The 25925-nt window shown below is 60.5% G+C and carries 27 protein-coding genes and 2 pseudogenes; all 29 read left to right on the forward strand.

From position 1 onward, the window contains the following. Positions 1–30: 30 nt before the first annotated feature. The 29 genes and pseudogenes from F627_RS0105100 (at position 31) to F627_RS0105225 (ending at position 25774) form a co-directional block, all read left to right on the forward strand. A complete protein-coding gene (locus F627_RS0105100; protein ID WP_019583458.1) occupies positions 31–417 on the forward strand; it encodes a nucleotidyltransferase family protein in 387 nt (128 codons plus the stop codon). Positions 418–483: 66 nt separating this feature from the next. Continuing rightward, entirely contained in the window at positions 484–675 is a 192-nt protein-coding gene (locus tag F627_RS16875) for a HepT-like ribonuclease domain-containing protein (protein ID WP_019583459.1), read from the forward strand. 148 nt (positions 676–823) lie between these two features. Next, positions 824–1279, forward strand: coding sequence for a transposase (locus F627_RS0105110; protein ID WP_019583460.1), 456 nt, complete (start codon positions 824–826; stop codon positions 1277–1279). A gap of 388 nt (positions 1280–1667) precedes the next feature. Further along, positions 1668–3569 carry a nucleoside-diphosphate sugar epimerase/dehydratase gene (locus F627_RS0105115; protein WP_026332033.1) on the forward strand — a complete coding sequence of 634 codons (1902 nt, stop codon included), beginning with the start codon at positions 1668–1670 and terminating at the stop codon, positions 3567–3569. 233 nt (positions 3570–3802) lie between these two features. Further along, the gene (locus F627_RS0105120; RefSeq protein ID WP_019583462.1) at positions 3803–4969 is read left to right on the forward strand and encodes a nucleotide sugar dehydrogenase; all 1167 of its coding nucleotides are present in this window, start codon (positions 3803–3805) and stop codon (positions 4967–4969) included. 280 nt (positions 4970–5249) lie between these two features. After that, entirely contained in the window at positions 5250–5492 is a 243-nt protein-coding gene (locus F627_RS0105125) for a type II toxin-antitoxin system ParD family antitoxin (protein WP_019583463.1), read from the forward strand. An 11-nt stretch (positions 5493–5503) separates the two neighbouring features. After that, the gene (locus tag F627_RS0105130; RefSeq protein WP_019583464.1) at positions 5504–5794 is read left to right on the forward strand and encodes a type II toxin-antitoxin system RelE/ParE family toxin; all 291 of its coding nucleotides are present in this window, start codon (positions 5504–5506) and stop codon (positions 5792–5794) included. 181 nt (positions 5795–5975) lie between these two features. Further along, a complete protein-coding gene (locus F627_RS17310) occupies positions 5976–6500 on the forward strand; it encodes a DUF4258 domain-containing protein (protein WP_081630718.1) in 525 nt (174 codons plus the stop codon). Between the two features lie 2 nt (positions 6501–6502). Then, positions 6503–6694: a DUF2283 domain-containing protein gene (locus F627_RS0105135; protein ID WP_018882247.1), complete on the forward strand. Its 192-nt coding sequence runs from the start codon at positions 6503–6505 to the stop codon at positions 6692–6694. Positions 6695–6937: 243 nt separating this feature from the next. Further along, positions 6938–7381, forward strand: coding sequence for a transposase (locus tag F627_RS0105140; RefSeq protein WP_018882246.1), 444 nt, complete (start codon positions 6938–6940; stop codon positions 7379–7381). A gap of 296 nt (positions 7382–7677) precedes the next feature. Then, a complete protein-coding gene (locus F627_RS0105145; RefSeq protein ID WP_018878730.1) occupies positions 7678–7884 on the forward strand; it encodes an AbrB/MazE/SpoVT family DNA-binding domain-containing protein in 207 nt (68 codons plus the stop codon). Beyond that, positions 7881–8261 (forward strand): type II toxin-antitoxin system VapC family toxin, encoded by a 381-nt coding sequence (locus F627_RS0105150; RefSeq protein ID WP_019583465.1) that lies wholly within the window; start codon positions 7881–7883, stop codon positions 8259–8261. Before F627_RS0105145 ends, F627_RS0105150 begins: the two co-directional genes overlap by 4 nt. Positions 8262–8458: 197 nt before the next feature. After that, positions 8459–8734, forward strand: coding sequence for a type II toxin-antitoxin system Phd/YefM family antitoxin (locus tag F627_RS0105155; RefSeq protein ID WP_019583466.1), 276 nt, complete (start codon positions 8459–8461; stop codon positions 8732–8734). Beyond that, a complete protein-coding gene (locus tag F627_RS0105160; protein WP_019583467.1) occupies positions 8734–9147 on the forward strand; it encodes a PIN domain-containing protein in 414 nt (137 codons plus the stop codon). Before F627_RS0105155 ends, F627_RS0105160 begins: the two co-directional genes overlap by 1 nt. Positions 9148–9285: 138 nt before the next feature. Further along, positions 9286–9585: a nucleotidyltransferase domain-containing protein gene (locus F627_RS16310; RefSeq protein ID WP_081630719.1), complete on the forward strand. Its 300-nt coding sequence runs from the start codon at positions 9286–9288 to the stop codon at positions 9583–9585. A gap of 26 nt (positions 9586–9611) precedes the next feature. Next, positions 9612–9834, forward strand: a pseudogene (locus tag F627_RS16315) (hypothetical protein); the annotation flags it as partial. 286 nt (positions 9835–10120) lie between these two features. Then, positions 10121–10351 (forward strand): annotated as a pseudogene (locus F627_RS15555) (hypothetical protein); the annotation flags it as partial. Positions 10352–10507: 156 nt separating this feature from the next. Continuing rightward, the gene (locus F627_RS0105175; protein ID WP_018878726.1) at positions 10508–10846 is read left to right on the forward strand and encodes a MarR family EPS-associated transcriptional regulator; all 339 of its coding nucleotides are present in this window, start codon (positions 10508–10510) and stop codon (positions 10844–10846) included. Positions 10847–11074: 228 nt separating this feature from the next. After that, positions 11075–12790: a bifunctional sulfate adenylyltransferase/adenylylsulfate kinase gene (locus tag F627_RS0105180; protein ID WP_019583470.1), complete on the forward strand. Its 1716-nt coding sequence runs from the start codon at positions 11075–11077 to the stop codon at positions 12788–12790. 198 nt (positions 12791–12988) lie between these two features. Further along, on the forward strand, positions 12989–14716 hold the full coding sequence (locus F627_RS0105185) for a hypothetical protein (RefSeq protein WP_019583471.1): 1728 nt from the start codon (positions 12989–12991) through the stop codon (positions 14714–14716). 605 nt (positions 14717–15321) lie between these two features. Next, positions 15322–16638: a nucleotide sugar dehydrogenase gene (locus F627_RS0105190; protein ID WP_017926881.1), complete on the forward strand. Its 1317-nt coding sequence runs from the start codon at positions 15322–15324 to the stop codon at positions 16636–16638. A gap of 23 nt (positions 16639–16661) precedes the next feature. Further along, on the forward strand, positions 16662–17726 hold the full coding sequence (locus F627_RS0105195) for a Gfo/Idh/MocA family protein (protein WP_019583472.1): 1065 nt from the start codon (positions 16662–16664) through the stop codon (positions 17724–17726). Between the two features lie 58 nt (positions 17727–17784). Further along, positions 17785–18171, forward strand: a complete 387-nt coding sequence (locus tag F627_RS0105200) for a GxxExxY protein (protein ID WP_017926879.1) — start codon at positions 17785–17787, stop codon at positions 18169–18171. An 86-nt stretch (positions 18172–18257) separates the two neighbouring features. Continuing rightward, the gene (locus F627_RS0105205) at positions 18258–18833 is read left to right on the forward strand and encodes an acyltransferase (protein WP_017926878.1); all 576 of its coding nucleotides are present in this window, start codon (positions 18258–18260) and stop codon (positions 18831–18833) included. A 142-nt stretch (positions 18834–18975) separates the two neighbouring features. After that, complete coding sequence (locus F627_RS0105210) at positions 18976–20124, forward strand: DegT/DnrJ/EryC1/StrS aminotransferase family protein (protein WP_017926877.1); 1149 nt, start codon at positions 18976–18978, stop codon at positions 20122–20124. 17 nt (positions 20125–20141) lie between these two features. Next, positions 20142–21587, forward strand: coding sequence for a hypothetical protein (locus F627_RS16880; protein WP_155987094.1), 1446 nt, complete (start codon positions 20142–20144; stop codon positions 21585–21587). 237 nt (positions 21588–21824) lie between these two features. After that, positions 21825–23264 (forward strand): glycosyltransferase family 4 protein, encoded by a 1440-nt coding sequence (locus tag F627_RS16325; protein WP_081630720.1) that lies wholly within the window; start codon positions 21825–21827, stop codon positions 23262–23264. Between the two features lie 312 nt (positions 23265–23576). After that, positions 23577–24698 (forward strand): non-hydrolyzing UDP-N-acetylglucosamine 2-epimerase, encoded by a 1122-nt coding sequence (wecB, locus tag F627_RS0105220; protein ID WP_019583474.1) that lies wholly within the window; start codon positions 23577–23579, stop codon positions 24696–24698. 104 nt (positions 24699–24802) lie between these two features. Further along, positions 24803–25774 (forward strand): IS481 family transposase, encoded by a 972-nt coding sequence (locus tag F627_RS0105225; protein ID WP_019583475.1) that lies wholly within the window; start codon positions 24803–24805, stop codon positions 25772–25774. Positions 25775–25925 lie beyond the last annotated feature (151 nt).

Here is a 25925-nt window from a genome sequence, read left to right on the forward strand (position 1 = left end):
GATACGACTTAGCCTCGAATCGTGATTCGCATGCTTCAGCCGGAACCGATTAGCCGCATCAATGAACTCGCCGCCCGGCACCACTGGCGACTGGTGATCCTGTTCGGGTCCGTAGCCCGGGAAGGGCACGGGCGGGATGTGGATCTGGCCGTCGAACCGCACGCGATGCCGGACCTGATGACGCAGGGACGGTGGCAACGAGAACTGGAAGCAATCTTCGAGCCCGTCCCGGTCGATCTTCTGCTCCTTTCGGATCGTGTGTCGCCCGTCACCCGCTTCGAGGTGTTCCGCGATGGCGAATGCCTGTTCGAGGAGCGTGAAGGGCGATTCCATGCGGAGCAGGACCGTGCGTTTTTCCTGCACGCGGATTCCGTCCTGTTCCAGCGCCACCAGACAGAGGGTTCGGATGTCGCCTGATACTTCCGAGGTGATGCAGCGCAAGTTGTCGATGTTGCGCCGCGATGGCTATCGCCTCGCCGCGACGTGTTCGAGACCCTTCGCGATCGTCTTGATCTCGAGGAGACACTGGCCGAGCAGTTGATGGACGCCTGCGCGATGCGCAACGTCCTTACACACCCGTACGACACGATCGAGCTGGAGCGGGTCATCGGCGCTGTCACGCCAGCCCTTCAGGTGTATACCCGGTTCGCTCATTGGGCTGAACAACGCACCTAGCTCGAACGGGCGAGACGGGTTTTTGGGTGGGCATTGTGGGAGCGGGCTTGCCCGCGAAGCCCCTGCCCCGGGCCGACTCTGGCAGGGGCTTCGCGGCCAAGGCCGCTCCCACAGAACTATTTAGTGGTAACAATCTCGGGAGGCTCGAATGCCACGGAAGGCACGATCCCACCGGTTGCGGCGTGGGCGGGTCAGCGAGCACGGAAGGATTTACCTGGTCACGGCGGTATGTGCCGATCGGCATGCCTGGTTTCGCGCGCTCGATCACGGTCGCTGCGTGGTTCAGGCGTTGCGTGAGGTGGAAGGGACGGCGACTACACTCTGCTTCGTGGTCATGCCCGACCATGTCCATTGGCTGATGCAACTTGACGATGGGGAATTGTCCCGCACCGTACAGAAGGTGAAGAGTTCCACGACTCGTCGAATCGGGCAGTTGAGTGGACGACCTTGCCGGGTTTGGCAGCCGGGTTTCCATGACCGCGCTTTGCGCCGGGAGGAGGACCTCCAGGCCGTCGCGCGTTACGTGGTGGCTAATCCTCTACGGGCTGGGCTGGTGAGTAATCTGGGCGACTATCCGCTGTGGGATGCGATCTGGTTGGAGTGAGGGGCTGAATGGACTTTGGCAGGGGCTTCGCGGCCAAGGCCGCTCCCACAGCGGGACCCTGGGTTCTGTCAACTGTGGGAGCGGGCTTGCCCGCGAAGCCCCTGCCAGAGCAGGGAGATGGTCGCGCGTTGGGGCAGCCCCGTATGGGCCGCCTTGGCAGCGAGGCTCCTGCGCGAGGTGGGTTTCCCAGCGCGGGCGGGGGCTTCGCGAGCAGGCTCCCACAGTGTGTATCACGCAGTCGGGGTGTATTTTTATCAGGGGTTGCTTATGCTTCGCGGGCCGTGACGGATCGCGGTGGCCCTCGGGTTGTGCGCTTGATGTACTGTATCCGGGTGGTTTTGGTGGACATCGGAGTCGGGCGGCCAATGCGTAGAGGGTGTTGCAGCTCATGCTGAGCAGGAGCCTGGAAAGGTTGCTCAACCTGCCGCGCTCGCGGAAGCGCTGGCTCATGGTGCTGGCGGATGTCGTGATGCTGCCGCTGGCGCTGTGGTCCGGCTTCGCCATCCGCCTGGCGGAGCCGTTCCCGCCGATCATGCTGGAGACCTGGTGGCTGTTCCCGCTGGTGGTGCTGGTGGGCATCCCGGTATTCGCAAAATTGGGCCTTTACCGGGCCGTGATCCGCTTTATGGGGTCGCGGACGATCTGGGCGGTGGGAGCCGGCGTTGCCGTGCTCGCGCTCGTGCTGTGGGCTGCGGCGGCGATCGGTCGTATAGACAGCTTCCCGCGCTCGGTCCCGATCAACTTCGCGATCGTGGCCTTCATCTACGTCGGTGGCAGCCGATTCCTGGTGCGCACCTGGTATCGCTCCATCATCGAGGCGTCGGCGGGTGCCGAGCCGGTGATCGTGTTCGGGGCCGGCGAGGCCGGTGTGCAGTTGCTGTCCGGGCTCAAGGCCGGAGGCCGCTTCCGTGTGGTCGCGTTCGTGGACGAGGACCGCAGCCTGCAGGGCAGCTCGATCGACGGAATTCGGGTTCACAAGCCGGCCCACCTCGCGCGTCTGGTCAATCGCTTCCGGGTCGGCCGCGTGCTGCTGGCGATCCCGTCCGCGACGCGCCAGGAGCGCCGCCGCATCCTCGAGCAGCTGGAACCGCTGCCGGTGTACGTGCAGACCGTGCCGTCGATGGAGGCAGTGGTCTCCGGACACGCGAGCCTCGAGCAGCTGGAGGACGTCGACATCGGCGATCTGCTGGGCCGGGATCCGGTTCCGCCGGACCCGGAGCTGCTCACCCGCAGTGTGCGCGGCCGGGTGGTGATGGTGACCGGGGCGGGTGGCTCCATCGGGTCGGAGCTTTGCCGGCGCATTATCCGCCTCGAGCCGGCCGCGCTGATCCTGTTCGAGCGCAACGAGTTCGCGCTCTACAGCATCGAGCGCGAGATGCAGGAGCTTGCGGCACAGCTGGAGCATTACCCGGCGATCCACGCCGTCCTGGGCTCCGTGGCCAATGCGCGGCGCGTGGCCGCGGTGCTGGAAGAACACGGCGTGCAGACGCTCTATCACGCGGCGGCCTACAAGCACGTGCCGATCGTCGAGTCCAACCTGATCGAGGGCGTGCGCAACAACGTCTTTGGCACCGCCGTTCTGGCGGAAGCCGCGCTGAACGCGGGAGTGGAACGCTTCATCCTGATCTCCACCGACAAGGCCGTGCGGCCCACCAACGTGATGGGGGCCACCAAGCGTCTGGCGGAGATGGTCCTGCAGGATCGAGCCCGCGAGCGGCGGGGTACGATCTTCAGCATGGTGCGTTTCGGCAACGTGCTCGGGTCCTCCGGCTCCGTGGTGCCGCTGTTCCACCAGCAGATCCGTGACGGCGGGCCGGTCACGGTGACCCACCCGGAGATCACGCGCTACTTCATGTCCATCCCCGAGGCGGCCGAGCTGGTCATCCAGGCCGGTGCCATGGCGGAAGGTGGCGAGGTCTATGTGCTGGACATGGGCGAGCCGGTCAGGATCATCGACCTCGCCCGGCGCATGATCCGCCTGCACGGGCGCCAAGTGAAGGAAGACGGTATGCCCGAGGACGGGGTAGAGATCGTCTTCACCGGCCTGCGCCCGGGCGAGAAGCTCTACGAGGAGTTGCTGATCGGCGACAACGTCGAGCCCACCGCGCATGCCCGGATCATGCGCGCCCGCGAGGACTGCGTCGCGCCACAGGACCTGCAGGCGGCCCTGAACCAGCTGGACCAGGCCGACCGCAAAATGGATACCGAGCGCGCCTGCCACACCATCCGGGCAGTCGTGCGCGAGTACACCCCGGCCGACCACCCGCCGCAAGAACGGTTCGCGGGGTAAGCAGGCCGTTAGCCTTTCGTGCCCCCGATCGCATCATGGTTCACGCCGCCCCAGTATCCTCGGGCCCTGAATAATCGCGTGCGGTGGTTCAGCCCCCCTGTAGGAGCCTGCTCGCAGGCGAAGCCCCTGCCAAAGCCGGACCCTGGCAGGGGCTTCGCCACCAAGGCGGCTCCTACGGGTTCGGGGCGACCGCAAACGCAGACACAAAGATCCAGACAGAAAGGAAGCAAGGGATGAAAATCGCAGTCGCCGGAACCGGCTATGTCGGGCTTTCCAACGCCGTCCTGCTCGCGCAGCACCACGAGGTGGTCGCGCTGGATGTGGTGCCGGAGAAGGTCGAGCAGATCAACCGCCGGCAGTCCCCGATCATCGATGCGGAGATCCAGGATTTCCTCGAGAACCGCGCGCTGAACCTCAAGGCGACGCTGGACAAGCAGGCGGCCTACGAGGGCGCGGACTTCATCATCATCGCCACGCCCACGGACTACGACCCGCAGACCAACTACTTCAATACCAGCACCGTCGAATCCGTGATCCGCGACGTGCTGACCATTAACCCGCACGCCACGATGGTCATCAAATCCACCGTGCCGGTCGGCTACACGCGCGAGATCCGCGCGCAGATGGAAACCGACAACATCCTGTTCTCGCCGGAATTCCTGCGCGAGGGCCGGGCCCTGTACGACAACCTGCACCCCTCCCGCATCATCGTCGGCGAGCGGTCCGACCGGGCGCAGACCTTTGCCAGCCTCCTGGCCCAAGGCGCGGTCGACGACGATATCCCCATGGTCTTCACCGACTCCACCGAGGCCGAGGCGATCAAGCTGTTCGCCAACACCTACCTGGCCATGCGTGTGGCCTATTTCAACGAACTGGACAGCTACGCCGAGGCCAACGGTCTGGACACCCGCCAGATCATCGATGGCGTTTGTCTGGACCCGCGTATCGGAAGCCACTACAACAACCCGTCGTTCGGCTTTGGCGGCTACTGCCTGCCGAAGGATACCAAGCAGCTCCTGGCGAACTACGACGAGGTGCCCAACAACATCATCAAGGCCATTGTGGACGCCAACCGGACGCGCAAGGACTTCATCGCGGATGCGATCATCAAGCGCCAGCCCAGGGTGGTCGGGGTCTACCGGCTGGTGATGAAGAGCGGCTCCGACAACTTCCGCGCTTCTGCCATCCAGGGCGTGATGAAGCGCATCAAGGCGAAGGGCATCGAGGTCGTCGTCTACGAGCCTGAACTGCCCGAAGACGACTTCTACCGCTCCCGCGTCATCCGCGACCTCGACGAGTTCAAGCGCATCAGCGACGTCATCGTCGCCAACCGCATCACCGACGACATCCGCGACCAGACCGACAAAATCTACACCCGCGACCTCTTCAACAGCGACTGACCGACCGTGTCCCACCGACCTGCTGTAGGAGCCCAGCCCCCTGGGCGATGGGGCCTGTCCAGCGCCGCTATCGCCGAGAGGCTCGGCTCCTACAGGTTCGGGGCTACGGTACGTAGACGGTCATCCCGGAAATCCCCAATAACGGCTCCGGGGCTTCCTGGATGACGGGGTAGGGATGCGGTTTCCGGGATCCGGGGGTGCAGTCGCACAATGGGTTCGGGATGGCTATCATTGCCGTTATGGCAAAGATTGCCAATCAAGGTTGGAGGTTTTTGAGGCTATGGCGACCATGAACGTATCGCTTCCCGACTCGATGAAGAACTGGGTCGAAAAGCAGGCCGAATCCGGTCGGTACAGCAACGTCAGCGATTACGTGCGCGATCTGATCCGTCACGACCAGGAGCGTGCCGAGAAGATCGAGCGCATGCAGACGTTCGTCACGGAAGCGCTGGAGAGCGGTCCCGGCCAGCACAGTATGGAAGAGCTCCGTGAGCGGGCGGCGCGCCAATGTTCCGGTTCCTGACCTGGTAGGTAATGCCCTTTTACCTGAGCGAGAAGGCGGAGGAGGATGTCATCTCCATCTTCGTCCAGGGTGCAGCAGAGTTCGGTCTTGACCAAGCAGGGCGGTATCACGCAGCGCTGGAGCGCCAGTTCCGGTTCCTGGCGGAGAACCCGCTGGTGGCCCGCGAACGCGCCGAGATCGATCCGCCTGTACGTGTCCACCCGTTTCAGGCGCATATCGTCGTCTACATCCTGGATCCGGTTGGCGACGTCTATATTCTCCGGGTGCGCCACGCACACGAAGATTGGCTTCCCAACTCTTGAGGTTCGCCGCAAGCGATGTAGGAGCCAGCCAACGCCCCAATCGCCGAGAGGGCTCGGCTCCTACAGGTCCGGGGCTACGGCGTGTGTAGGAGGCCAGCCCCCTGACCGATGGGGCGCTGAACATACCCCCGATCGGCCAGAGGGCTGGCCTCCTACAGAAGACTTGACCGAAGGCAACGGAATGCATTCCCAGCGATTTGAACGACGGGTGACCGTAACTCGCCACGCGCAAGAACGCATGAAGCAGCGCGGTATCTCCGAAGCCGACCTCCTGGAATTGCTTGAGCGCGGCGACTTGCGTTACAAGGATGAGATACGGCTTTGGGTGGCGAAACACTTCGAGGAGCGGTCCGACAATCTCGTCTGTGCAGCCGTGATCCTTAAGGAAACACTGATTAATGTACACGCTCGCGCTCGAGTCGCTTTTGCGTGCGAACAAGGCGCGGTGACTGCCGTGCAGTCACTCTGCACAAAGGAGCCGCAACGCTGTTCCCGCGCAAAATCGGCCGAGCCCCTTCGGGGTTGGCACCCCAGGTTCCCCGATCCTGCGTTGCGCCGCTTGCGGGTAGAACCACTACCCGCTGCACGACGCGCCTTGTCTCGGAAAACCTGGGGTACCAACGCGAGAGTGTACATTAATCAGTGTTTCCTTAAGGAGCAGTTGGTGGTCAAAACCGTTATGCACCACTTTGACTGGAGAGAGTGACGATGCGGACCACATATGACGAAGCGGACGACACTCTGGTGCTCCACCTCTCGGACAAGCCGATCACGCGCGAATGCTCGCAGGACTGGAATACCCATGTGAGCTACGCACAGGACGGAACGATCGTCGAAGTCGTGATCCTCGAAGCATCCAAACAGGGTGCATGGCCGCTTCTGCGCTCTAGAGCCGCTTGATTCCCGTAGCCCAGAGAGGCAAACCTCACCTGTAGGAGGCCAGCCCTCTGGCCGATTGGGGGTATGGCTAGCGCCCGAATCGGCCAGGGGGCTGGCCTCCTACAAGAGCGCAGCCCCCTGCGCGATAGGAAGCCGAACAAAGCCCCAACGGCCAGAATCTAATTCATTGCCAGCCGAAGAAGAGCAGACGACACCCTTCCGCCCCTCGGCGGACACGACAACCAGCACAACGGGAGCGATGCCATGGACGGCAAACCTCACGCCCAAGCCCTTCGCCGCGGCCGCTATTCCGAGCCCGGGCGCACCTACCACATCACCACTGTCACGCGGGATCGCACGCCGGTGTTCCGCGACTTCGTCGCCGCGCGTGCCCTGGTCACTACGCTGCGCCACGCGCAAGCACTTGGGCATGCGGATACGCTGGCGTACGTGGTGATGCCGGACCATCTGCACTGGCTGATGACGCTAGGCGACGGGATGTCCCTGTCTACTGTCGTGCGGTCGGTCAAGGCGGTCACCGCCCGCAGGCTTGGGCGGGCCCTTTGGCAGCAGGGCTTTCATGATCACGCGGTACGTCGCGAAGAAGACCTCGCGTCGCGGGCCCGCTATATCGCCGCCAATCCCTTGCGTGCCGGGCTGGTGCGCAATCTGGGTGACTATCCTCACTGGGATGCGATCTGGCTTTGACCGGTGGGGTTGCGCCGAACGCCCCATCGGCCAGGGGGCTGGCCTCCTACGGATCTGGGGCATTCCCGCCTGTAGGAGCGCAGCCCCCTGCGCGATGGGGCGCTGGTGCTGCCCGAATCGGCCAGGGGGCTGGCCTCCTACGGATCTTGGGGCATTCCCGCCTGTAGGAGCGCAGCCCCCTGCGCGATGGGGCGTTAGTGGTGCCCCAATCGGCCAGGGGGCGATGGATCGCTCGCTCGTCTACGGCATCGATGCTACATTGGTAAAACGAATGATCGATCGATCAAGGTGCTGAAATGGAAGCCGTCACCATCTCTCCGAAATATCAGGTCGTCATCCCCAAGGCGGTACGCGAGGCGCTGCATCTTCGTGCAGGCCAGAAGGTCCAGATTGTGGCGTACGACGACCGTATCGAGCTGATTCCCGAACGGCGCATGAGCGAGATGCGGGGGTTTCTCAAGGGCATTGACCCCGACATCCCGCGCGAGGGAGACCGCGTGTGAACGTGGTCGATTCGTCTGCGTGGCTGGAATACTTTGCCGACGGCCCGAACGCCGATGTGTTTGCAGACGCAATCGAGACCACGGCAGAATTGATCGTGCCCACGATCAGCCTCTATGAAGTCTTCAAACGGGTGCTCCAGCAACGAGGCGAGGCGGCGGCCCTGCAGGCGGCCGCACTGATGCAGCAGGGCGAACTCGTCGAACTCACGGGGCCCTTGGCACTGTCAGCCGCCAGTCTAGGCAACCAGCATGGCCTCCCGCTCGCCGACAGCATCATCTACGCCACCGCGCGCGCCCATCAGGCCGACCTCTGGACCCAGGACGCGGATTTCGACGGGCTTCCAGCCGTTCACTACATCCCGAAGCCTTCCCCGTAGGAGGCCAGCCCCCTGGCCGATGAGGCCTGTCCAACACCCCATCGGCCAGAGGCTGGCCTCCTACGGATCTTGGAGCATTCCCGCCCGTAGGAGCGCAGCCCCCTGCGCGATAGGGCGCTGGTGATGCCCCAATCGGCCAGGGGGCTGGCCTCCTGCGGGGTGCTATAATCGGTACCCAAATCGGCACCGGAGGGTGTATGGAGAACGTGATTTCGGCGCAGGAGATCAAGCGGCGCGGCATTAGCGCGGTGGATCGGGCGCTGGAGAAGGGGCCGGTGCACGTGATCCAGCGCAATCGTCCGCGTTACGTGATCCTGAGCGAGGAGTCCTACCAGCGTCTGGCCGAGGGCGCCGAGGCCAGGGTTCGGCTGTGGCACCGATTGCTGGAAGACGATGCATCGCCCGCCGCACCCCGAACTCGGGCGGATCTGGACCGCGAACTGCAAGCGGAGCGCGAAGGCTGGTCCGATTGATGCTGGCGTTTCTGGATGCCAGTGCCATCATCTACCTCCTGGAGGGCGATCGCCGGACCCGAGAGTCGGTTCGCCAGGTGCTCAGAGAACTGGAGCAGGGCGACGGCCCTCCCGCGCTGGCGGTGTCCGCCTTGAGTCGTCTGGAATGCCGCGTACGCCCGCTACGCGAAGCGAACACCCCGGTTCTGGAACAGCTGGATGCGTTTTTCGGCGACCCGGGGTTGTCGGTCATCGCGCTGGATACGGCCGTTCTGGAGAAGGCGACGGAACTGCGTGCACACCATGGCCTGCGCACACCCGACGCCATCCAGGCCGCGTCTCTGCTCGCGGTCGACCCGGAAGGCGCCTTCGTGACGGGCGATGGCGACTTTCAAAAGGTACCGGGCCTGCGCGTGCACCAGATTCCACGATGACGCGGAAACGCCCGTACGGGGTCATCTGGCCGAAACCGTAGGAGCGCAGCCCCCTGCGCGATGCGAGGGCACATACATCGGTCTCCGCTTTTACCTTCCGTTGGGCCGGTAATTCACGGCAGGCGTATAATCGACAATATGCGCCTTAGTTCCCAGCACGTAAAAGCGATCCGCGAGGTGGTTCGCAGCGAATGCGGTGCCAGTGCCCGTGTTCGGCTGTTTGGCTCGCGTCTGGACGATACGCGGCGAGGCGGCGATGTCGACGTGTTGGTCGAGCTGGAGGAACCCGTCGAGCGCCCGGCGGTTCTTTCAGCGCGTCTCTCGGCCATGATCAGCCGCCGTCTCCAGGGGCGTGCAGTGGACGTTGTCCTCTCCGCCCCGAACATCACGCGGAGCGCGGTTCATAACACCGCCGAAAAAGAAGGGCGACTTCTATGAAGATCGGGCCTGAACAATTGGAACGTCTGCGGTTTCTCGCGCGTGTAGTCCAACGTGAACAACAGCATCTTCTGACCACCGACCAGCGCGTGTTCAACAAGCCGTTCACCCCGGCGCGTGCGCGCGATCTCGCCGAGAACGTAGACGAGGCTGAACGAGTGGAAGCCTTCGTGAGCCGATTTGGTCGCCTGCAGGATACGCTGGGGGATAAGCTGCTCCCGCTCTACCTCGAAGTCCTGGGAGAACACTCAGGGAAACACTGATCAATGTACACACTCGCGCTCGAGTCGCTTTTGTGTGCGAACAAGGCGCGGTGACTGCCGTGCAGTCATTCTGCACAAGGGAGCCGCAACGCCGTGCGCGCGCAAAAGCGGCCGAGCCCCTGCATTGAAAGGTTGGTGGGGTTGGTACCCCAGGTTCGCCGATCCTGCGTTGCGGCTCTTGCCGGTAGAACCACTACCGGCTGCGCACCGCGCCTTGTCTCGGAAAACCTGGGGTACCAACGCGAGTGTGTACATTGATCAGTGTTTCCCAAGGCGCCGCTATCGACAACCTCGACCGAGCCGAGAAGCTGGGGCTCATTCCCTCGAGCGACGACTGGCTGGCCATGCGAAAACTGCGCAACCAGATGGTGCATGAATATATCGAGGATTCGGCCACCCTGGCCGATGCTCTGCAGGCCGGACATGAATTCGTGCCCACGTTGACGGCCGTCGTTAAGGCATTCCTGAACGATATGCGCACCCGAGGCTGGCTAACTGCGTAGGAGCCCAGCCCCGTGGGCGTTGGGGCGTATCCAGACCCCTATCGGCCAGGGGGCTGGCCTCCTACAGGCGTTGGCTTGCGGCGGGGTATGGTGCGTGGTCCAATGCGCGCTCAATGCGTGAACGCAGTCGCCGCTGGGCGGCTTTGGACCGGCAGGTTGATCAACGACGACACCCAGTACCAGGTACTTCGCCTGCTGGAGGCGGACCCCGAGATGAGCCAGCGGCAGATCGCGCGGGCGCTGGGGCTCTCCGTTGGCAAGACCCACTACGCGCTGAAGGCGCTGCTGGATCGCGGTTGGGTCAAGACACAGAACTTCCGCCGATCCGACAATCGCTCCGCCTACCTGTACAAGCTGACCCCGGGCGGTCTGCAGGAGAAGGCACGCTTGGCGTATCACCTGCTCAAACGCAAACGCGCCGAGCACGAGGCGCTGATGACCGAGATCGAGCAACTACGCGTGGACATCCAGCAAAACGGCGAATCCCCCCTGTAGGAGCGCAGCCCCCTGCGCGATGGGGTGTTGGTGATGCCCCAATCGGCCAGAGGGCTGGCCTCCTACGGGGGGTAAAACGACAACGCATGACGGAATGGAATGGATCACGCCGCATGGCGGTGGCATTTCCCTGTAGGAGCGCAGCCCTCTGCGCGATGGGGTGCTGGTAATGCCCTAATCGGCCAGAGGGCTGGCCTCCTGGGGGGTAAGGCGACAACGGATGATGGAATGGAATTGATTGCGCCGTACGGCGGCACGCTCTGCGAGCGGTATGTGGACGAGGCGACAGCCCGCGAACTGAATGAAGCAGCGCGGGATATGCCCTCCTGGGATCTGACGGAGCGCCAGCAGTGCGACGCTGAGCTGCTGCTGAATGGCGGCTTTTCCCCGCTGACGGGCTTCATGGGCCCGGCGGACTACGACGGCGTGCTCGAGAACATGCGCCTGGCCGACGGCACGCTGTGGCCGATGCCGATCACGCTGGACGTGACCGAAGCCTTCGCCGCGCAGGTGGAGGAGGGCAGCCGGATCGCCCTGCGCGACGCCGAGGGCATGCTGATCGCCGTGATGGACGTGGAGCATCGCTGGTGGCCGGATCGCGCCCGCGAGGTGCAGCTCGTGTATGGCACCCGAGATACCGCGCACCCCGGCGTCAACGAGCTGATGCATCGCGCCGGCCCGGTCAATCTGGGCGGTACGCTGCACGGCCTGGAGCCCCCGGTCCACCATGACTTTCGCAACTACCGCTACAGCCCCACGGAGCTGCGCGAGTACTTCCAGAAGCTCGGCTGGAACCGCGTGGTCGCCTTCCAGACCCGCAACCCCATGCACCGCGCGCAGGTGGAGCTCACCCGACGCGCCGTGCGCGAGACCGAGGCCAACGTGCTGATTCACCCGGCGGTGGGCGTGACCGCACCGGGCGATGTGGACCACTTCGTGCGCGTGCGATGCTACGAGCACGTGCTGCGCCAGGCCCCGGAGCAGACCACCCAGCTCAGCCTCCTGCCCTTGGCCATGCGCATGGCCGGCCCGCGCGAGGCGTTGTGGCACGCGATCATCCGCCGCAACTATGGCTGCACACACCTGATCGTCGGTCAGGACCACGCCAGCCCCGACCCGGGCCCGGATGGCCAGACCTTCTATGGCGCCTTCGAGGCGCAGGAACTGATCCGGCGCCACGCCGACGAAATCGGCATCGAGATGGTCCCGTTTCAGGCGATGACCTATGTGCAGGACCGCGCCGATTTCGTGCCGGCCAACGAGGTACGCGAAGGCGAACACACGCTCAATCTCGACAACCCCGAGTTCCGCCGCCGCCTGCGCGAGGGCCTGGATATCCCCGAGTGGTTCTCCTACCCGGAGGTCATCCAGGAGCTGCGGCGCACCTTCCCGCCGCGCCACCGGCAGGGTTTTACCGTGTTCTTCACCGGGCTGTCCGGCTCCGGCAAGTCCACCATGGCCAATGCCCTGCGGGTCAAGCTGATGGAACTGGGCGGGCGCGCCGTCACGCTGCTGGATGGCGACATCGTGCGCAAGGAGCTCTCCAGCGAACTCGGCTTCTCCAAGGAACACCGCGACATCAACGTCCAGCGCATCGGCTATGTGGCCAGCGAGATCACCAAGAACGGCGGCTGCGCCATCTGCGCCCCCATCGCCCCGTACACCGACATGCGCCGCCGCGTGCGCGAACGCATCGAGCAGCACGGCGGCTTCCTGGAGGTCCACGTCGCCACCCCGCTGGAGACCTGTGAGGCGCGCGACCGCAAGGGCCTCTACGCCAAGGCCCGCGCCGGCCTCATCAAGGAATTCACGGGTATCAACGACCCCTACGAGGAGCCGCAACACCCGGAACTGCGCATCGACACCCGCGACATGGCCCCGGACGAAGCCGCCCACCGCATCCTGCTCAAGCTCGAAGCCATGGGCTTCATCCGCAACCCGTAAACAGCACCGGCCCATATACCTGTAGGAGCCCAGCCCACTGGGCGATCGGGCCTGTCCAGCACCCCAATCGCCGAGAGGGCTCGGCTCCTACAGGTCCGGAGCCACCGCCGGTAAACGGTCGTCCCGGCCGTAGCGAAGCGAAGAGCCGGGATCTCCCCGGTTACTGAAAACAACACCAACCAACCAGCGAACAACCCCTTGATCCGATCCATCCTGGACAGTCTGAAATGGAGCAGCCGCCTGGGCGCCAAGTTCTTCTGGGCGGTGCCGGCAGCCACAAGTACTGTTGTGGCCGCGACGCTGGTCTCCCAAATTGCCTTGTTGCTTGCGTTCTTTCTGCCTCTCAAGGTCATCATCCTGCTCGGTTCAGACGGTATTCCGCGGTACTTCCCCCCGGCTTTCGAGCGGGTTGATCGCGATGCCCTGATTATCTGGCTCACGATCGCCACGATCGCCTTCTACCTCCTCTATTTGCTCGCGGAGCGGGTGATTGCGTGGGGGGCGGAACGCGGTGCTACCCGCTTGCTTGCTCGCAGTCGCAAGATGGTTCTGTTCGAGGGGCAGGATCAGGTGGCCAGCCGGTCGTACAAACGTTATGCCGCCGCACTCGCGGGTGGTGTGTTTGTGCTGCTGGCGATCCTGCTCTTGCTGTGGCTATATCCAGCGGTAGGCTGGTTGATGGTGATCTATGCCGCGCTCGCGGGTGGTTCGTTGGTAGCGCTGCTGTTGCTCAGTTCGGCAATGCGCGAGAAGGTACAGGCCTCACTGGCGTCATGGACGGCCGTGATGGCTGCTGTCGGTTTCATGCTGGCCTTCGGGTATCTGGTCGTGGATTTTCTCTATCGCGACCCCCCAGGGCTGATCCCTGCGATCATCGCCTTGCTGCTCTCGCGCCAGGGCTTCAACCGGCTGGGCGCTCTAGTCCCCTCGCTCAACGACTTGTACCAGCAGCGCTCGAAACTGGATGCATTGTTCTTTCATCGCGCCGCCTATCACCCGCCCACTGTTCTGCAGGGCGCCAGTGTGATGGATCTTCTCTTTCCGGAAGAGCGTGCGCAGTGGATCCCAAGGGTTCTCCACGATCTCGCCGAAGAGTCGTCGACTGCGGACGTTGTTGTGCGCTGGCAAGAACTGATGGTTTCCGGAGTTTTCGCTTTGCGCTGCGAGGTTGCGGGCGGCGGTACTTACCTGGTCAAGCTCTTCGAGGACAAGAGCATGGGCCAGGCTCGGCATGAAGCCGCACTGCTGAGCGCCGCACCCAGGGGGCTACCGGCCCCGGGGTGGGTGGGTGCGACATCGGTTCGGGGTTATCGCTGCCATGTGCTGAAGCTCGATGATGGGCAGGGGAGTACTGCGCAAAATCCGCAATCCCTCCTGCTCGACGTGCGCACACGGCTGCTCCAGCTCTTGCCCGGAAAAGCGATGGTTGCTCAATATGGCCGGTCGCGGGCCCGACTCTGGCAGCGTATGGATGCCCCCTTGCTCGATTCCCTGCGCATTGCCACGGATGGATGCTCAGAGGAGCACCTGCGGGCCCTGGTCGAACGCCTGCCTGAATGGCAGGAGCATCTGAGAAACGCGCCGATGGTATTTCACAACCCCGACCTCAAGCCAGCCACCGTGATCGCGACGCAAGATGGAGCAGGTGTGGCGCTTCACTGGGGGCGCTGGGCAATGGAGCCCGCTGGTGTGGGTTGGCCTGCATCCTCCAAGGGTAGTGAAGACCTGAAGCACGCTGCCGAGGTGATTCGAAACGGCGATTCCCTACTCCAGAATGTATCGGATATCACTCTTGATCTAGCGGCCTTGACGGCCGACCTTGAAAGAGACCTGAAGGCCAAGCATTACCTCGATGCGACCAGAAAGCTCAAGCCCATCCGGGATAGTCTCGACCAATTGGAGCGAGCCGGGAACGAGTCGCGGTAGTGAGAGCGTGTGGCTTCCGTCCATCGGTGAAGTTCGGTAGGCTGCGCCAGCGCCGGGAGGGCGCGGGCGAATAGTTGGAGTATTTGGATAAACATTCCCCTGAAAGCAGTTACTCTTGCAGGGGTTCAAGAGTTTTTTTAGCAGGGTGACTGGCTCCGCTGCGACAAACAGGGATGCGAAATTGAACCAGCTGAAACAACAAGAGAATTCTGATCACGGGTGCATGCGGCACCATCGGGCGCGAACTGGTGCGGCAGGCACTGGAAGAATTCGGGGTGGCCGAGTGTATAGGCATCGACAATAACGAAAGCGAACCGTGCTTGGTGATCAGGAGTTCGGCGGGAATGGCCGGGGCAACTTATTCCCGGGGGCATGCGCGACTAGGACGAGCTGCTGCGGCTCCCGCGCGGTGCAGAGCGGTACCCTGGCGATCCCGAATATAATTACAGCCCGTGCTGAAACTGGGTGGAGTCATGCCACTTCTCTAGTTTGCCATCCCGGCTGGGCCGAAGCGCCGAGCCTGTACGTTCAGCGGTTAGTCCTCTCAGTAATGGAATCGGTCCAACCGGGCCAACGAACCAAAACATCTAGTGGAATACAACGGAATGTCTGCACAACAGGAACTGATCAAGCGCTTGGAAGAGCGCAGCGCCATCATCGGCATCATTGGGCTGGGCTATGTCGGTCTGCCCCTCATGCTTCGTTATGTGGAGCTGGGCTACCATGTGCTCGGGTTCGATAACGACCCCTCCAAGGTTGAGCAGCTGAACGCGGGGCAAAGCCCCATCGAGCACATCCACGGCGACCAGATTGCCGATGCGGTCAGCGGCGGTCTGTTCGAGGCCACAAGCGACATGTCACGGGCATCGCAGGCGGACGCCCTGATCATCTGTGTCCCCACGCCACTGGACCGCTATCGCCAACCGGATCTGTCCTATGTGGTGGGCACCACGGATGCCGTCGTCCCGTATTTGCGTTCGGGCCAGGTGGTCTCGCTGGAAAGCACCACCTATCCGGGTACGACCGAAGAGGAGTTGGCCCCGCGCATCGGCTCCGGTGGACTTAAGGTGGGGGAGGAGATCTTCCTTGTCTATTCCCCGGAACGCGAAGACCCCGCCAACCCCGACTTCAAGACCCAGACGATCCCCAAGGTCTGCGGCGGATACTCCCCCGCATGTCAGGAGGTGGGACAGGCCCTGTACGGCCAGGTGGTGGATCGGGTGGTACCGGTCAGCAGTGCCCGTGCCGCGGAGATGACCAAGCTCCTGGAGAACATCCACCGCGCGGTGAACATCGGCCTCGTCAACGAGATGAAGATGGTCGCCGACCGTATGGGTATTGACATCTACGAGGTCATTGATGCAGCCGCCACCAAGCCGTTCGGCTTCGTGCCGTACTACCCGGGGCCGGGCCTGGGCGGGCACTGCATCCCTATCGATCCCTTTTACCTCACCTGGAAGGCGCGTGAGTACGGGCTCAATACCCGCTTTATCGAGCTCGCCGGCGAGGTCAACAGCGGCATGCCGGAGTGGGTGCTGCGCAAACTCGCCGACGCGCTCAATGCACGCGGCAAGGCCGTCCACGGCAGCCGCATCCTGATCCTTGGCATCGCCTACAAGAAGAACGTGGACGATATGCGGGAATCCCCGGCGGTCGAGATGATGGAATACCTGCGCGAGCAGGGCGCCGTCCTGGCCTATTCCGATCCACACGTGCCCAGTTTTCCCCCCATGCGTGAGCACCAGTTCGATCTTGAGCACACGCCGATCAGCGAAGAAACCCTGGCGGCACAGGACTGTGTACTCATCGCCACCGATCACGCTGCGGTGGACTACGACCAGGTCCAGAAATACGCGCCATTGATCCTCGATACCCGCGGGGTCTACCGGGATCGTACCGACCCGAAGATCGTTCGCGCCTGAGCCCATCCAACACAGGGAACCCCATGATTCATCAGTTCACGCCCATTACCGATCGCCGCATCCGCCTGGCCCTGGTCGGCTGTGGCCGCATTGCCCAGAAGCATATCGACGCGCTTGAAAAGCACGCCGAGAACATCGAACTGGCCGCCGTTTGCGACATCGACCCGGCTGCCTTGGCCCAGGCCGAGGCGCGTACCGGCGCCCCCGGATATCGTCATTTGAGCAATCTTCTCGAACAGGACCCGGGCCTGGACGGCGTTGTCCTCTGCACCCCCAGCGGCGTACATGCCCGCCAGGCCATCCTGGCCGCCGAGGCCGGCAAGCACGTGATCACCGAGAAGCCCATGGCCACGCGCTGGGCGGACGCCAAAGCCATGGTGGAAGCGTGCGACCATGCGGGTGTGCGGCTGTTCGTGGTCAAACAGAACCGGCGTAACGCCACGCTGCAACTGCTCAAACGCGCAGTGGAGCAGCGCCGCTTCGGCCGCATCTTCATGGTCAACCTGAACGTCTTCTGGACGCGCCCGCAGGAGTACTACGACAGCGCGAAATGGCGCGGCACCTGGGAGTTCGACGGCGGAGCCTTCATGAACCAGGCCAGCCACTACGTGGATCTTCTCGACTGGCTGATCGGCCCGGTGGAGAGCGTGCAGGCCTACACTGCCACGCAGGATCGCCTGATCGAGGTCGAAGACTCCGGCGTGCTCAACGTTCGTTGGCGCAACGGCGCTCTGGGCAGCATGGCCGTCACCATGCTCACCTACCCGAAGAACCTGGAAGGCTCCATCACCATCCTCGGCGAGAAGGGCACGGTACGCGTGGGTGGCGTTGCGGTGAACGAGATCCAGCACTGGGAGTTCGCGGACGAGCAGCCCGAAGACGCCAAGGTGAAGGAGGCCAATTACGAGACCACCTCGGTCTACGGCTTTGGCCACCCGGCGTACTACGAAAACGTGATCGACAGCCTGCGCGGCGAAGCCGACCCGGAAACCGATGGTCGTGAGGGCCTGCGCTCCCTGGAAATTCTCATCGCCACGTATCTTTCCGCCCGCGACGGCCGCCAGACGCCTCTGCCGCTGGATTACTGACGACCAAGGGCAAAAAGCCGGCCACGGATGTTCACGGATGAAAACGGATGAAGGGCGAATGGATATGGACGAGCAGGGAACGCTTGTTGAAGAGGATCTGACCTATCGGATCCGGTCCTGTGTCTTCGCGGTGTCCAATGAACTTGGACCGGGGTTCCTGGAGCGAGTGTATGAAAACGCCCTGGCAATCGAACTGCGTGATGCGGGGCTCCCGGTGCAGACACAGCAGCCCGTAAAGGTCTGCTACAAGGGACAAGCAGTTGGCGAGTACGTTGCCGATATCCTCGTCGAGAAACGCGTGCTGCTGGAGCTGAAGGCCTGTAGCAAGCTGGCACCGGAGCACCAAGCGCAAGTGCTCAACTATTTGCGGGCCACCGGCATTCCGCTCGGCCTGCTGATCAACTTCGGCCAGTCCCGGGCGCAAATCAAACGCTTCGTCCTGTAAGGCATCCAGGTGAATTCGTGATCATCCGTGACTACCCAAAACCCGTGACCATCAGCGTCCATCCGTGAACATCCGTGGCTAATTCAATGACTACAACCATCCATCCCACCGCCATCGTCGATGACGGCGCGCAGCTCGGCGAAGGCACCCGCATCTGGCATTGGGTACATGTCTGTGGAGGAGCGCGGATCGGCAAGAAGTGCTCGTTCGGCCAGAACGTATTCGTCGGAAACCGCGTCGAGATCGGCGACAACGTCAAGGTGCAGAACAACGTCTCGGTTTACGACGACGTCACCCTAGAGGACGACGTCTTCTGCGGGCCGAGCATGGTCTTCACCAACGTCTACAATCCTCGCTCGGCGGTATCGCGCAAGGACGAGTACCGTCCTACCCTCGTCAAGCAGGGCGCCACGTTAGGTGCAAACTGCACCATCGTCTGCGGCGTCACCGTCGGACGCTATGCCTTCATCGGTGCCGGTGCCGTCATCAACCGAGACGTACCCGATTACGCCCTGATGGTCGGCGTCCCCGCCAAACAGATCGGCTGGATGAGCGAATACGGCGAACGCCTCGACCTGCCCCTGGAAGGGGATGGTGAGGCAGTCTGTGAGCACACGGGCAGGCGCTATAAGCTCTCCGGTGGCCAAGTAACGGCTGAGTGACTCTCGACTAAGGCAAACAGTCACCAAAATAAAGAACGACAGTGGGTGTGGCAGGGACGTGCCGTCAGCCCATACGCGTGGAACCCAACAACCCTTAGCGTCTTAGCGCCTTCGCGTGAGACCAAAACGAAGATCAAAAAATATGCAGTTCATCGACCTCGCCGCGCAGCAGGCACGCATCAAGGACAAGATCGACGCGAACATCCAGCGGGTGCTCGCTCACGGCAAGTACATCCTTGGCCCGGAAGTGGCCGAGCTGGAAGAAAAGCTGGCTGACTTCACTGGGGCAAAGTACTGCATCTCGTGCGCCAACGGCACGGATGCCCTGCAGATTGCGCAGATGGCCGTCGGTGTCGGCCCGGGCGACGAGGTTATCGTTCCCGGTTTTTCCTACATCGCCACCGCGGAAACGCCAGCCGTACTGGGTGCAAAACCGGTCTATGTTGACATCGATCCCGTTACCTACAACATGGATCCGGCAAAGATTGAAGCCGCGATCACTTCAAAGACACGCGCAATCATCCCGGTTTCGCTCTATGGGCAGTGTGCCGACTTCGATGAGATCAATGCGATTGCGGAAAAGCACGGCATCCCGGTCATCGAGGACGGCGCGCAGAGCTTCGGTGCGACCTACAAGGGCAAGCGCTCCTGCAACCTGACCACCATCGGTACCACCAGCTTCTTCCCCAGCAAGCCCTTGGGGGCCTACGGGGATGGCGGCGCACTCTTCACCAACGATGAAGAACTGGCCACAAAACTTCGCCAGATCGCCCGTCACGGGCAGGACCGGCGGTATCACCATCTCCGTGTGGGAGTGAATAGCCGCCTGGATACCCTGCAAGCGGCTATCTTGCTGCCCAAGCTTGAAATCCTGGAAGAAGAGCTGGCGCTTAGAAACGAGGTTGCCGCTCGATACAACAAGCTCTTGTCGGCCACGGACATTCACGGACAGCCACTGACAGAACCCTCTTCAGAGTCGGTCCAAGCATTCCGTGGCCAAACTCCAGTTATCAAGGAACATAACTGTAGCGCTTGGGCGCAGTACACCATTCGTGTCTCCGATCGTGAGGCGGTGCAGGCGGCTCTCAAGGAGGAAGACATTCCAACCGCGGTCCACTATCCGATTCCGCTCAACAAGCAGCCAGCGGTGAGCGATCAGTCCATATATCTACCCGGGGGTGATCGAGCTGCCGAGGCAGTAATTAGTCTTCCTATGCACCCTTATCTCGCGTCAAGCTCCATGGAGCGCGTTGCCAATTGTTTGAAAGGCACAGTGGCCCGGCTTTTATGAGTATGCGGAAAAATCTGTTGACAGCGACATTGTTATTCCTTCCATCTCTTGGTTTTGGAGATCCGAATATGCACAAAATGGCATGCGAGCTTTTGGGGGGGGGGGGGAGCTGCTATACACCTAGACCATTTCAACCTTCAGAGCAGGCTATGGCTTATGCCGATAAGGTGGTTGAGATCGGAGTGAAGTCTACCGACTTTGAAATGTACGGTAACAAGCAATCGGTCGTTCTTCATCATGGGGTTCCATACGCTAAATACTGGCAAAACGACAATCCCAACGAATACGTCTTTCATCCGATGGTTTTTGGTCGCTGGATATACAACCAAAATGTCCCAGAGGCGATCTCGAACGCCTTGTCTAAGGTTTCCGTCGACTTGCCGAATGGCGGTGTCGCTTTCTATTACCCAAACCGATATGCGCTAAATCGCATGAGTGGCCCGCATCTCATGTACAGTGCGATTAGTCAGAGTGAGATCCTCGCTGGATTATTGAATCAATTTAAGAAAACGCCAACAAAGCAGCTAGATGAGGCCCTTTTGAAAGTTCTGAAGGGGCTGATGCTGCCGCATGATATCGGCGGCGTTAACCTGGGTGTGGCTCAGTTAGAACTCCCTCTCTTTCAGTCGAATCCGGAAATAATATTGAACGGATGGTTGCACTCTTTATTGCATCTGAACGACTATGCCCTCGTCCGGGCTGATCAGGACGTTGCTGAATATATTCACGATAACCTTGTTTTTTTCGCAGATAATAGCGATGTTTGGTACGATAATAAAAGAAAAATAAGCAGATACTCAGATACTTCTCCTCATCGAGTTGTTTTGGATCATGTTTCAGATAATGCTGAATATGGTGTTTTTTATAAAGCAAAAGATTCCCGCTTAAGCAACTACCAAGTGTTTCCGGTTCGTGACTATGAACGTGTTCTCTCCGGCTTCGATGTGCGCATTCTGAGGCAGGCCGGGCGGCGCTCTACAATGGGTCTAACTTGCTCTGGCCTTTTCGACGTTTATGTATATTCACGTGGTGAATTTACTCTGAAGATTCGTGATGATGGTTATGATCCTTACCGCGCAACACCGGACGGAACGGGTGAGTGGCGTGAGCTTAAGTCACATGCGTTGGACGGAGATTTGAGTGCGGTAAAGGTTAGTTTGAGTGATTATGATGACTCTGAATTGATATGTGGTTATCCAACCAACTTTGCCAAACAGGACGGGAAAAATCACTACCATACACAGCACATCATGGCCCTAATTTATTTAGCAAGGACCTCTTCATACGACGACCCAGAGCTTGACAGACGATTGATTAGGATTGCAAAAAGCTGGTTGCACAATAACGATATTTTTCTCCGCAAAAATGATTTGGTCTTCGCAAGCCCTCAGGACCTTCTGAATGCTTTAAATCGGGGGAAAGTTCTCAAGCAATTTCAAAATGCTGAGGACATTTTGCATTGATCGTCTGTGTGTCCACGGGGATGTTGGCAGCTTCTAGTAAAAGAGCATGCAGTTGCCGGTAAGATGTTGATCCGTCCTTGAGTGCGAGCTTTTATGGTAATCACGCGTGTGTCAGATCGACTTGGCGGCGTTGGCGTCGATTCCTAATATATGTCTCCTGACCTTGACTAGGCGTGGGCGTGTTTGTCGCCTGACACGCTGAGGTCCTGAAATCGATCAGTATGCGAGGATGATAAGATGAGAGAAAATGCCACACGCGTCGCGGTTATTGTTCACAATAGTGTGATTAAGGATGCCCGAGTCCTGAAAGAGGTTAAGACGTTGTGGGAGTCGGGATTAGCGGTTGATGTTTATGGTGTCAAAACGGACAGGGAGGTGATGGCAAAAAAGATCGAAGGATGTCGATCGTTTACACTTATAGATCTTACGTCTCGGTGCACAAAGTTAGGTTATCAATTTCATATATACAAGATTATACTTCGTTCAGTGAACGCTGTTAACAAGTTTCGGAATGATTTAAAGAAGATTGTAAAAGGGTCTTCCGGTGTTTTGTTTGGCTTGATTGCCGTCCTCGCCGGCGTATTCATTGGTGGCTCTTCCGATCCGGGTAAATTTAGCCTGCTGGTGCTAATGTTCCTAAGCTTGCTTTTAATAGCATATGCTGCTTGGCCTCTGCTTTTTGAGAAAGTTGGGTACGTCAAGAGAAAAGCAGCGTTTGAACGGGTTGGCGGTGCTTTATTTAATGCGATAAAATCTGAGGAATATGATTACGTTCATTGTCATGACCTAATCGCGTTGATACCCGGTCTGCGCTATAAAAAAGAAAATCCGTCAGTGAAGTTAATTTGGGATGCCCATGAGTTATATGATGAGGTTGCCTACTCAAGTTGCATGGAGCGTGTTTACATAAGGGAATTGATGCGCACAGCCTCGCGTAAGATTGACTCCTTCGTAACCATTAGCGATAGCTTTAAGGAGATCTACGCCCAAAAATTTCCACGCTTGCCCTCGGCGTCGGTCGTTATGAATGCAACAATGCTGAATTATGATGGCTCACGTAAAGGTGGATATTCGTCAGATTCATGCTCCGAAAATAAAATCAAGAAAACGCTTGGTTTGGAAGGTTCACAAAAAGTCTTATTGTTTCAGGGCGGATTTTCGCCGGGGCGTGGGATTGAGGTTCTGTTAGAAGCTGCATCAGACCTTCCCCCGTATTGGACGATCGTTTTTATGGGTTGGGGGAAGCTAGAAGATATGATTTCTCACGTTTCTTCTAAGTTGAATCAGGGGCGGGAGCAAGGTCGGTCTGCGGTCGAGCTTCTCCCCCCTGTCTCTCAAGATAACCTTGTGGCCTGGACTTCAGGGGCGACACTCGGTGTTATTCCGTACGAAAACACGAGCTTGAACCATCTGTATTGCACGCCGAACAAGCTTTGGGAGTACCCGAACGCCGGGGTGCCGATCTTGGCCACCGACCTCATTGAGATGGGCAAGATGATCCGGGCATGGGATATCGGTACTCTGCTCCCGAGAGATTTCTCGGCGTCCGATGTGTTGTCGGCCTTGGAAAATATCAACGAGGACGACCTTGCCAGGTGGAGGAAGAACTGCGAAAGGTTTTCGTCGGAGATGTCTTGGTCGAAATTCGAACCCGCTCTGCTTGAAGCCTACCAGTAGTAGCTTAGGAGAGTGAAACGCATCCCGGGGTAAAGGACGTTTGCCGAGATAAAGGGCGGGTTGGCCCTGCCCTTATGAATGTGGATTCGGCTGATACTTTTCCTGAGCATTGCGGGTAACCTGGTGGTCGGCGGCCTTGGTGAATACGCGAAAATTCTACTCGTGTTGGCGATCGTGTCGTTTTTGAACGGTATTTTTGCGAGCATTTGCAAAGCGCTGGCAAACGGAATCAAGCGCTTCGCATCGGCGAAAAAGAGGAAATAGTTCGGGGCATTCATTGATGCTTCGTATAAAAAGGGCTCTAACCATTATATGAAGATTCTGACGATTATTGGTGCTCGGCCACAGTTCATCAAGGCGAGTGTTGTTTCAAAAGCTATCCAGGCACGGGAGGGGATTCACGAAATTCTCCTTCACACGGGTCAACACTTCGACGCCAACATGTCCGACGTTTTTTTTGATCAGCTCGGGATTCCACGCCCTGATGTGCAACTCGACATTCACGGAGGGTCGCACGGGGCGATGACTGGCCGGATGCTCGAGCAGATCGAGGCGGTGATACTTTCGGAGAAGCCCGACCGGGTGTTGGTTTATGGTGATACGAACTCAACGCTAGCCGGAGCCTTGGCTGCGGCGAAGCTTCATGTTCCGGTCGCTCATGTCGAAGCGGGCTTGCGTAGTTTCAACATGCGTATGCCCGAGGAGATCAATCGCATTCTCACCGATCAAGTCAGTGATTTCCTGTTCTGTCCCACTGGCTCGGCGGTGCACAACCTTGAAAGAGAAGGCTTCGGTGACAAGTGGGCTCATGTTCTCAAGGTTGGTGATGTCATGCAGGATGCCGCCTTGTTCTTCGCGCAACGAGCCATGCGTCCCTCCGATCTACCGGAGGTGTTGTTGCGCAGGCAGGATCAGGTGGAAGGAGGTAAGGAAGAAGGCCGTCTGGCGAATCCGTTCATTCTGGTTACATTGCACCGGGCCGAAAACACGGATGATCCGACACGCCTCGCGGCAATCGTCAAGGCCTTAAATGCCGTTCACCGTGACGTGGCTCCGGTTCTTTTGCCCCTGCACCCACGGACTCGTGCTGCGATCACCCGACAGGGCCTGGAGTTGCTGACCCACACGATTGACCCGGTCGGTTACTTTGAGATGATCTGGCTGCTAGATCACTGCGATTTAGTGATGACCGACAGTGGCGGTGTACAGAAGGAAGCGTTTTTCTTCGGCAAGGCGTGCGTGACTATGCGGGATCAGACCGAGTGGGTGGAACTCGTCGAGATTGGCGCGAATGAGCTGGTTGGTGCCGACGCTAGTCGTATCGAGCAGGCGGCTTCGCGGCATCTGGCACGTCCTGTCAAGGACGACGGCGAATTGTACGGGGGTGGAAAGGCCGCGGAACGGATCGTTGAGCACTTGTTGCAAGGGGCTTAGGTGTTGGGTAACGGATGATTCTATACCGCACGAGAAGGCGCCCCTGTTTCGTGCCCGGGAGTGGCTGAGTAGCGTGTGCGACGACCCCACGCAAGACGGATAGCATGGCGAGCACGATCCATTCGAACGCGCGGACCACACCCCAGATTCGGCGGGAGCTGCAGGAAGCGCCGCCGGGCGTGAGCGATCCCGAGCTGGCCCGGCGCTACGGCATTACCCGCATGACCGTGCGCAAGTGGCGCTACCGCCGGGACGTGGAAGACCGGTCGCACTGCCCCAAACGGCTGCACACGACCCTGACGCCGGAGCAGGAGGCGATCGTGATCCAGGTGCGGGAAGTGGCCCTGCTGTCGCTGGATGACCTGCTGATCGTGGCGCGCGAGTTCCTGAACCCGGATCTCAGCCGGGCGGCGCTGGCGCGCTGCCTGCGCCGGCACGGCGTGGCTGACGTGCGGGCCCTGCAGCGGGAACGCGACGGGGAACCCGAGGAACCGGCGCACAAGCCATTCAAGGACTACGTGCCGGGCTTTGTGCATGTCGACGTGAAGTACCTGCCGCAGATGGCGGACCAGGCCTCGAGGGGCTACCTGTTCGTCGCCATCGACCGGGCCAGCCGCTGGGTGTACCAGGATGTGCGGCGCACCAAGAGCGCCGAAGCCGCGCGCGGCTTTCTGAAGAAGCTTCTCGAGAAAGCGCCGTTCCAACTCACCCACCTCGTCACCGACAACGGCAAGGAGTTCACGGACCGCTTTGCCGCGACTGGCGAGCGCGAGCCCACGGGGCATCACCCCTTCGACCGGCTGTGCGCCGAACACGGGATCGAGCATCGCCTGATCCGGCCCAAGCGGCCCCAGACCAACGGCATGGTCGAACGCTTCAACGGGCGCATCGCCGACCTGCTGCGGACGCGGCACTTCAACTCTGGCCAGCACCTGGACGAGGCGCTGCGGCACTACCAGCGGCTGTACAACCATCACATCGGCCAGAAGGCGCTGGGGCATCGGACGCCGGTGGAAACCCTCAAGGCCTGGCAGCATGAACGACCCGATTGTTTTCGAAAACGTTTATATGACTAGGCGCGACCTGGCATCTAATTTAACGAAAACCAAGGGTGCCGCGCTGCGTCAGGGCTTTAAGGAACGAGTATGCAGACTCTTTGGGGAAAGGGAATCAAAGATGTTGACGGCGGTGCACAGTGATGTGCTCATAGATGACGGTGGCGGGCGA

The sequence above is a fragment of the Thioalkalivibrio sp. ALE16 genome (assembly GCF_000381305.1).
Lineage (GTDB): Bacteria > Pseudomonadota > Gammaproteobacteria > Ectothiorhodospirales > Ectothiorhodospiraceae > Thioalkalivibrio.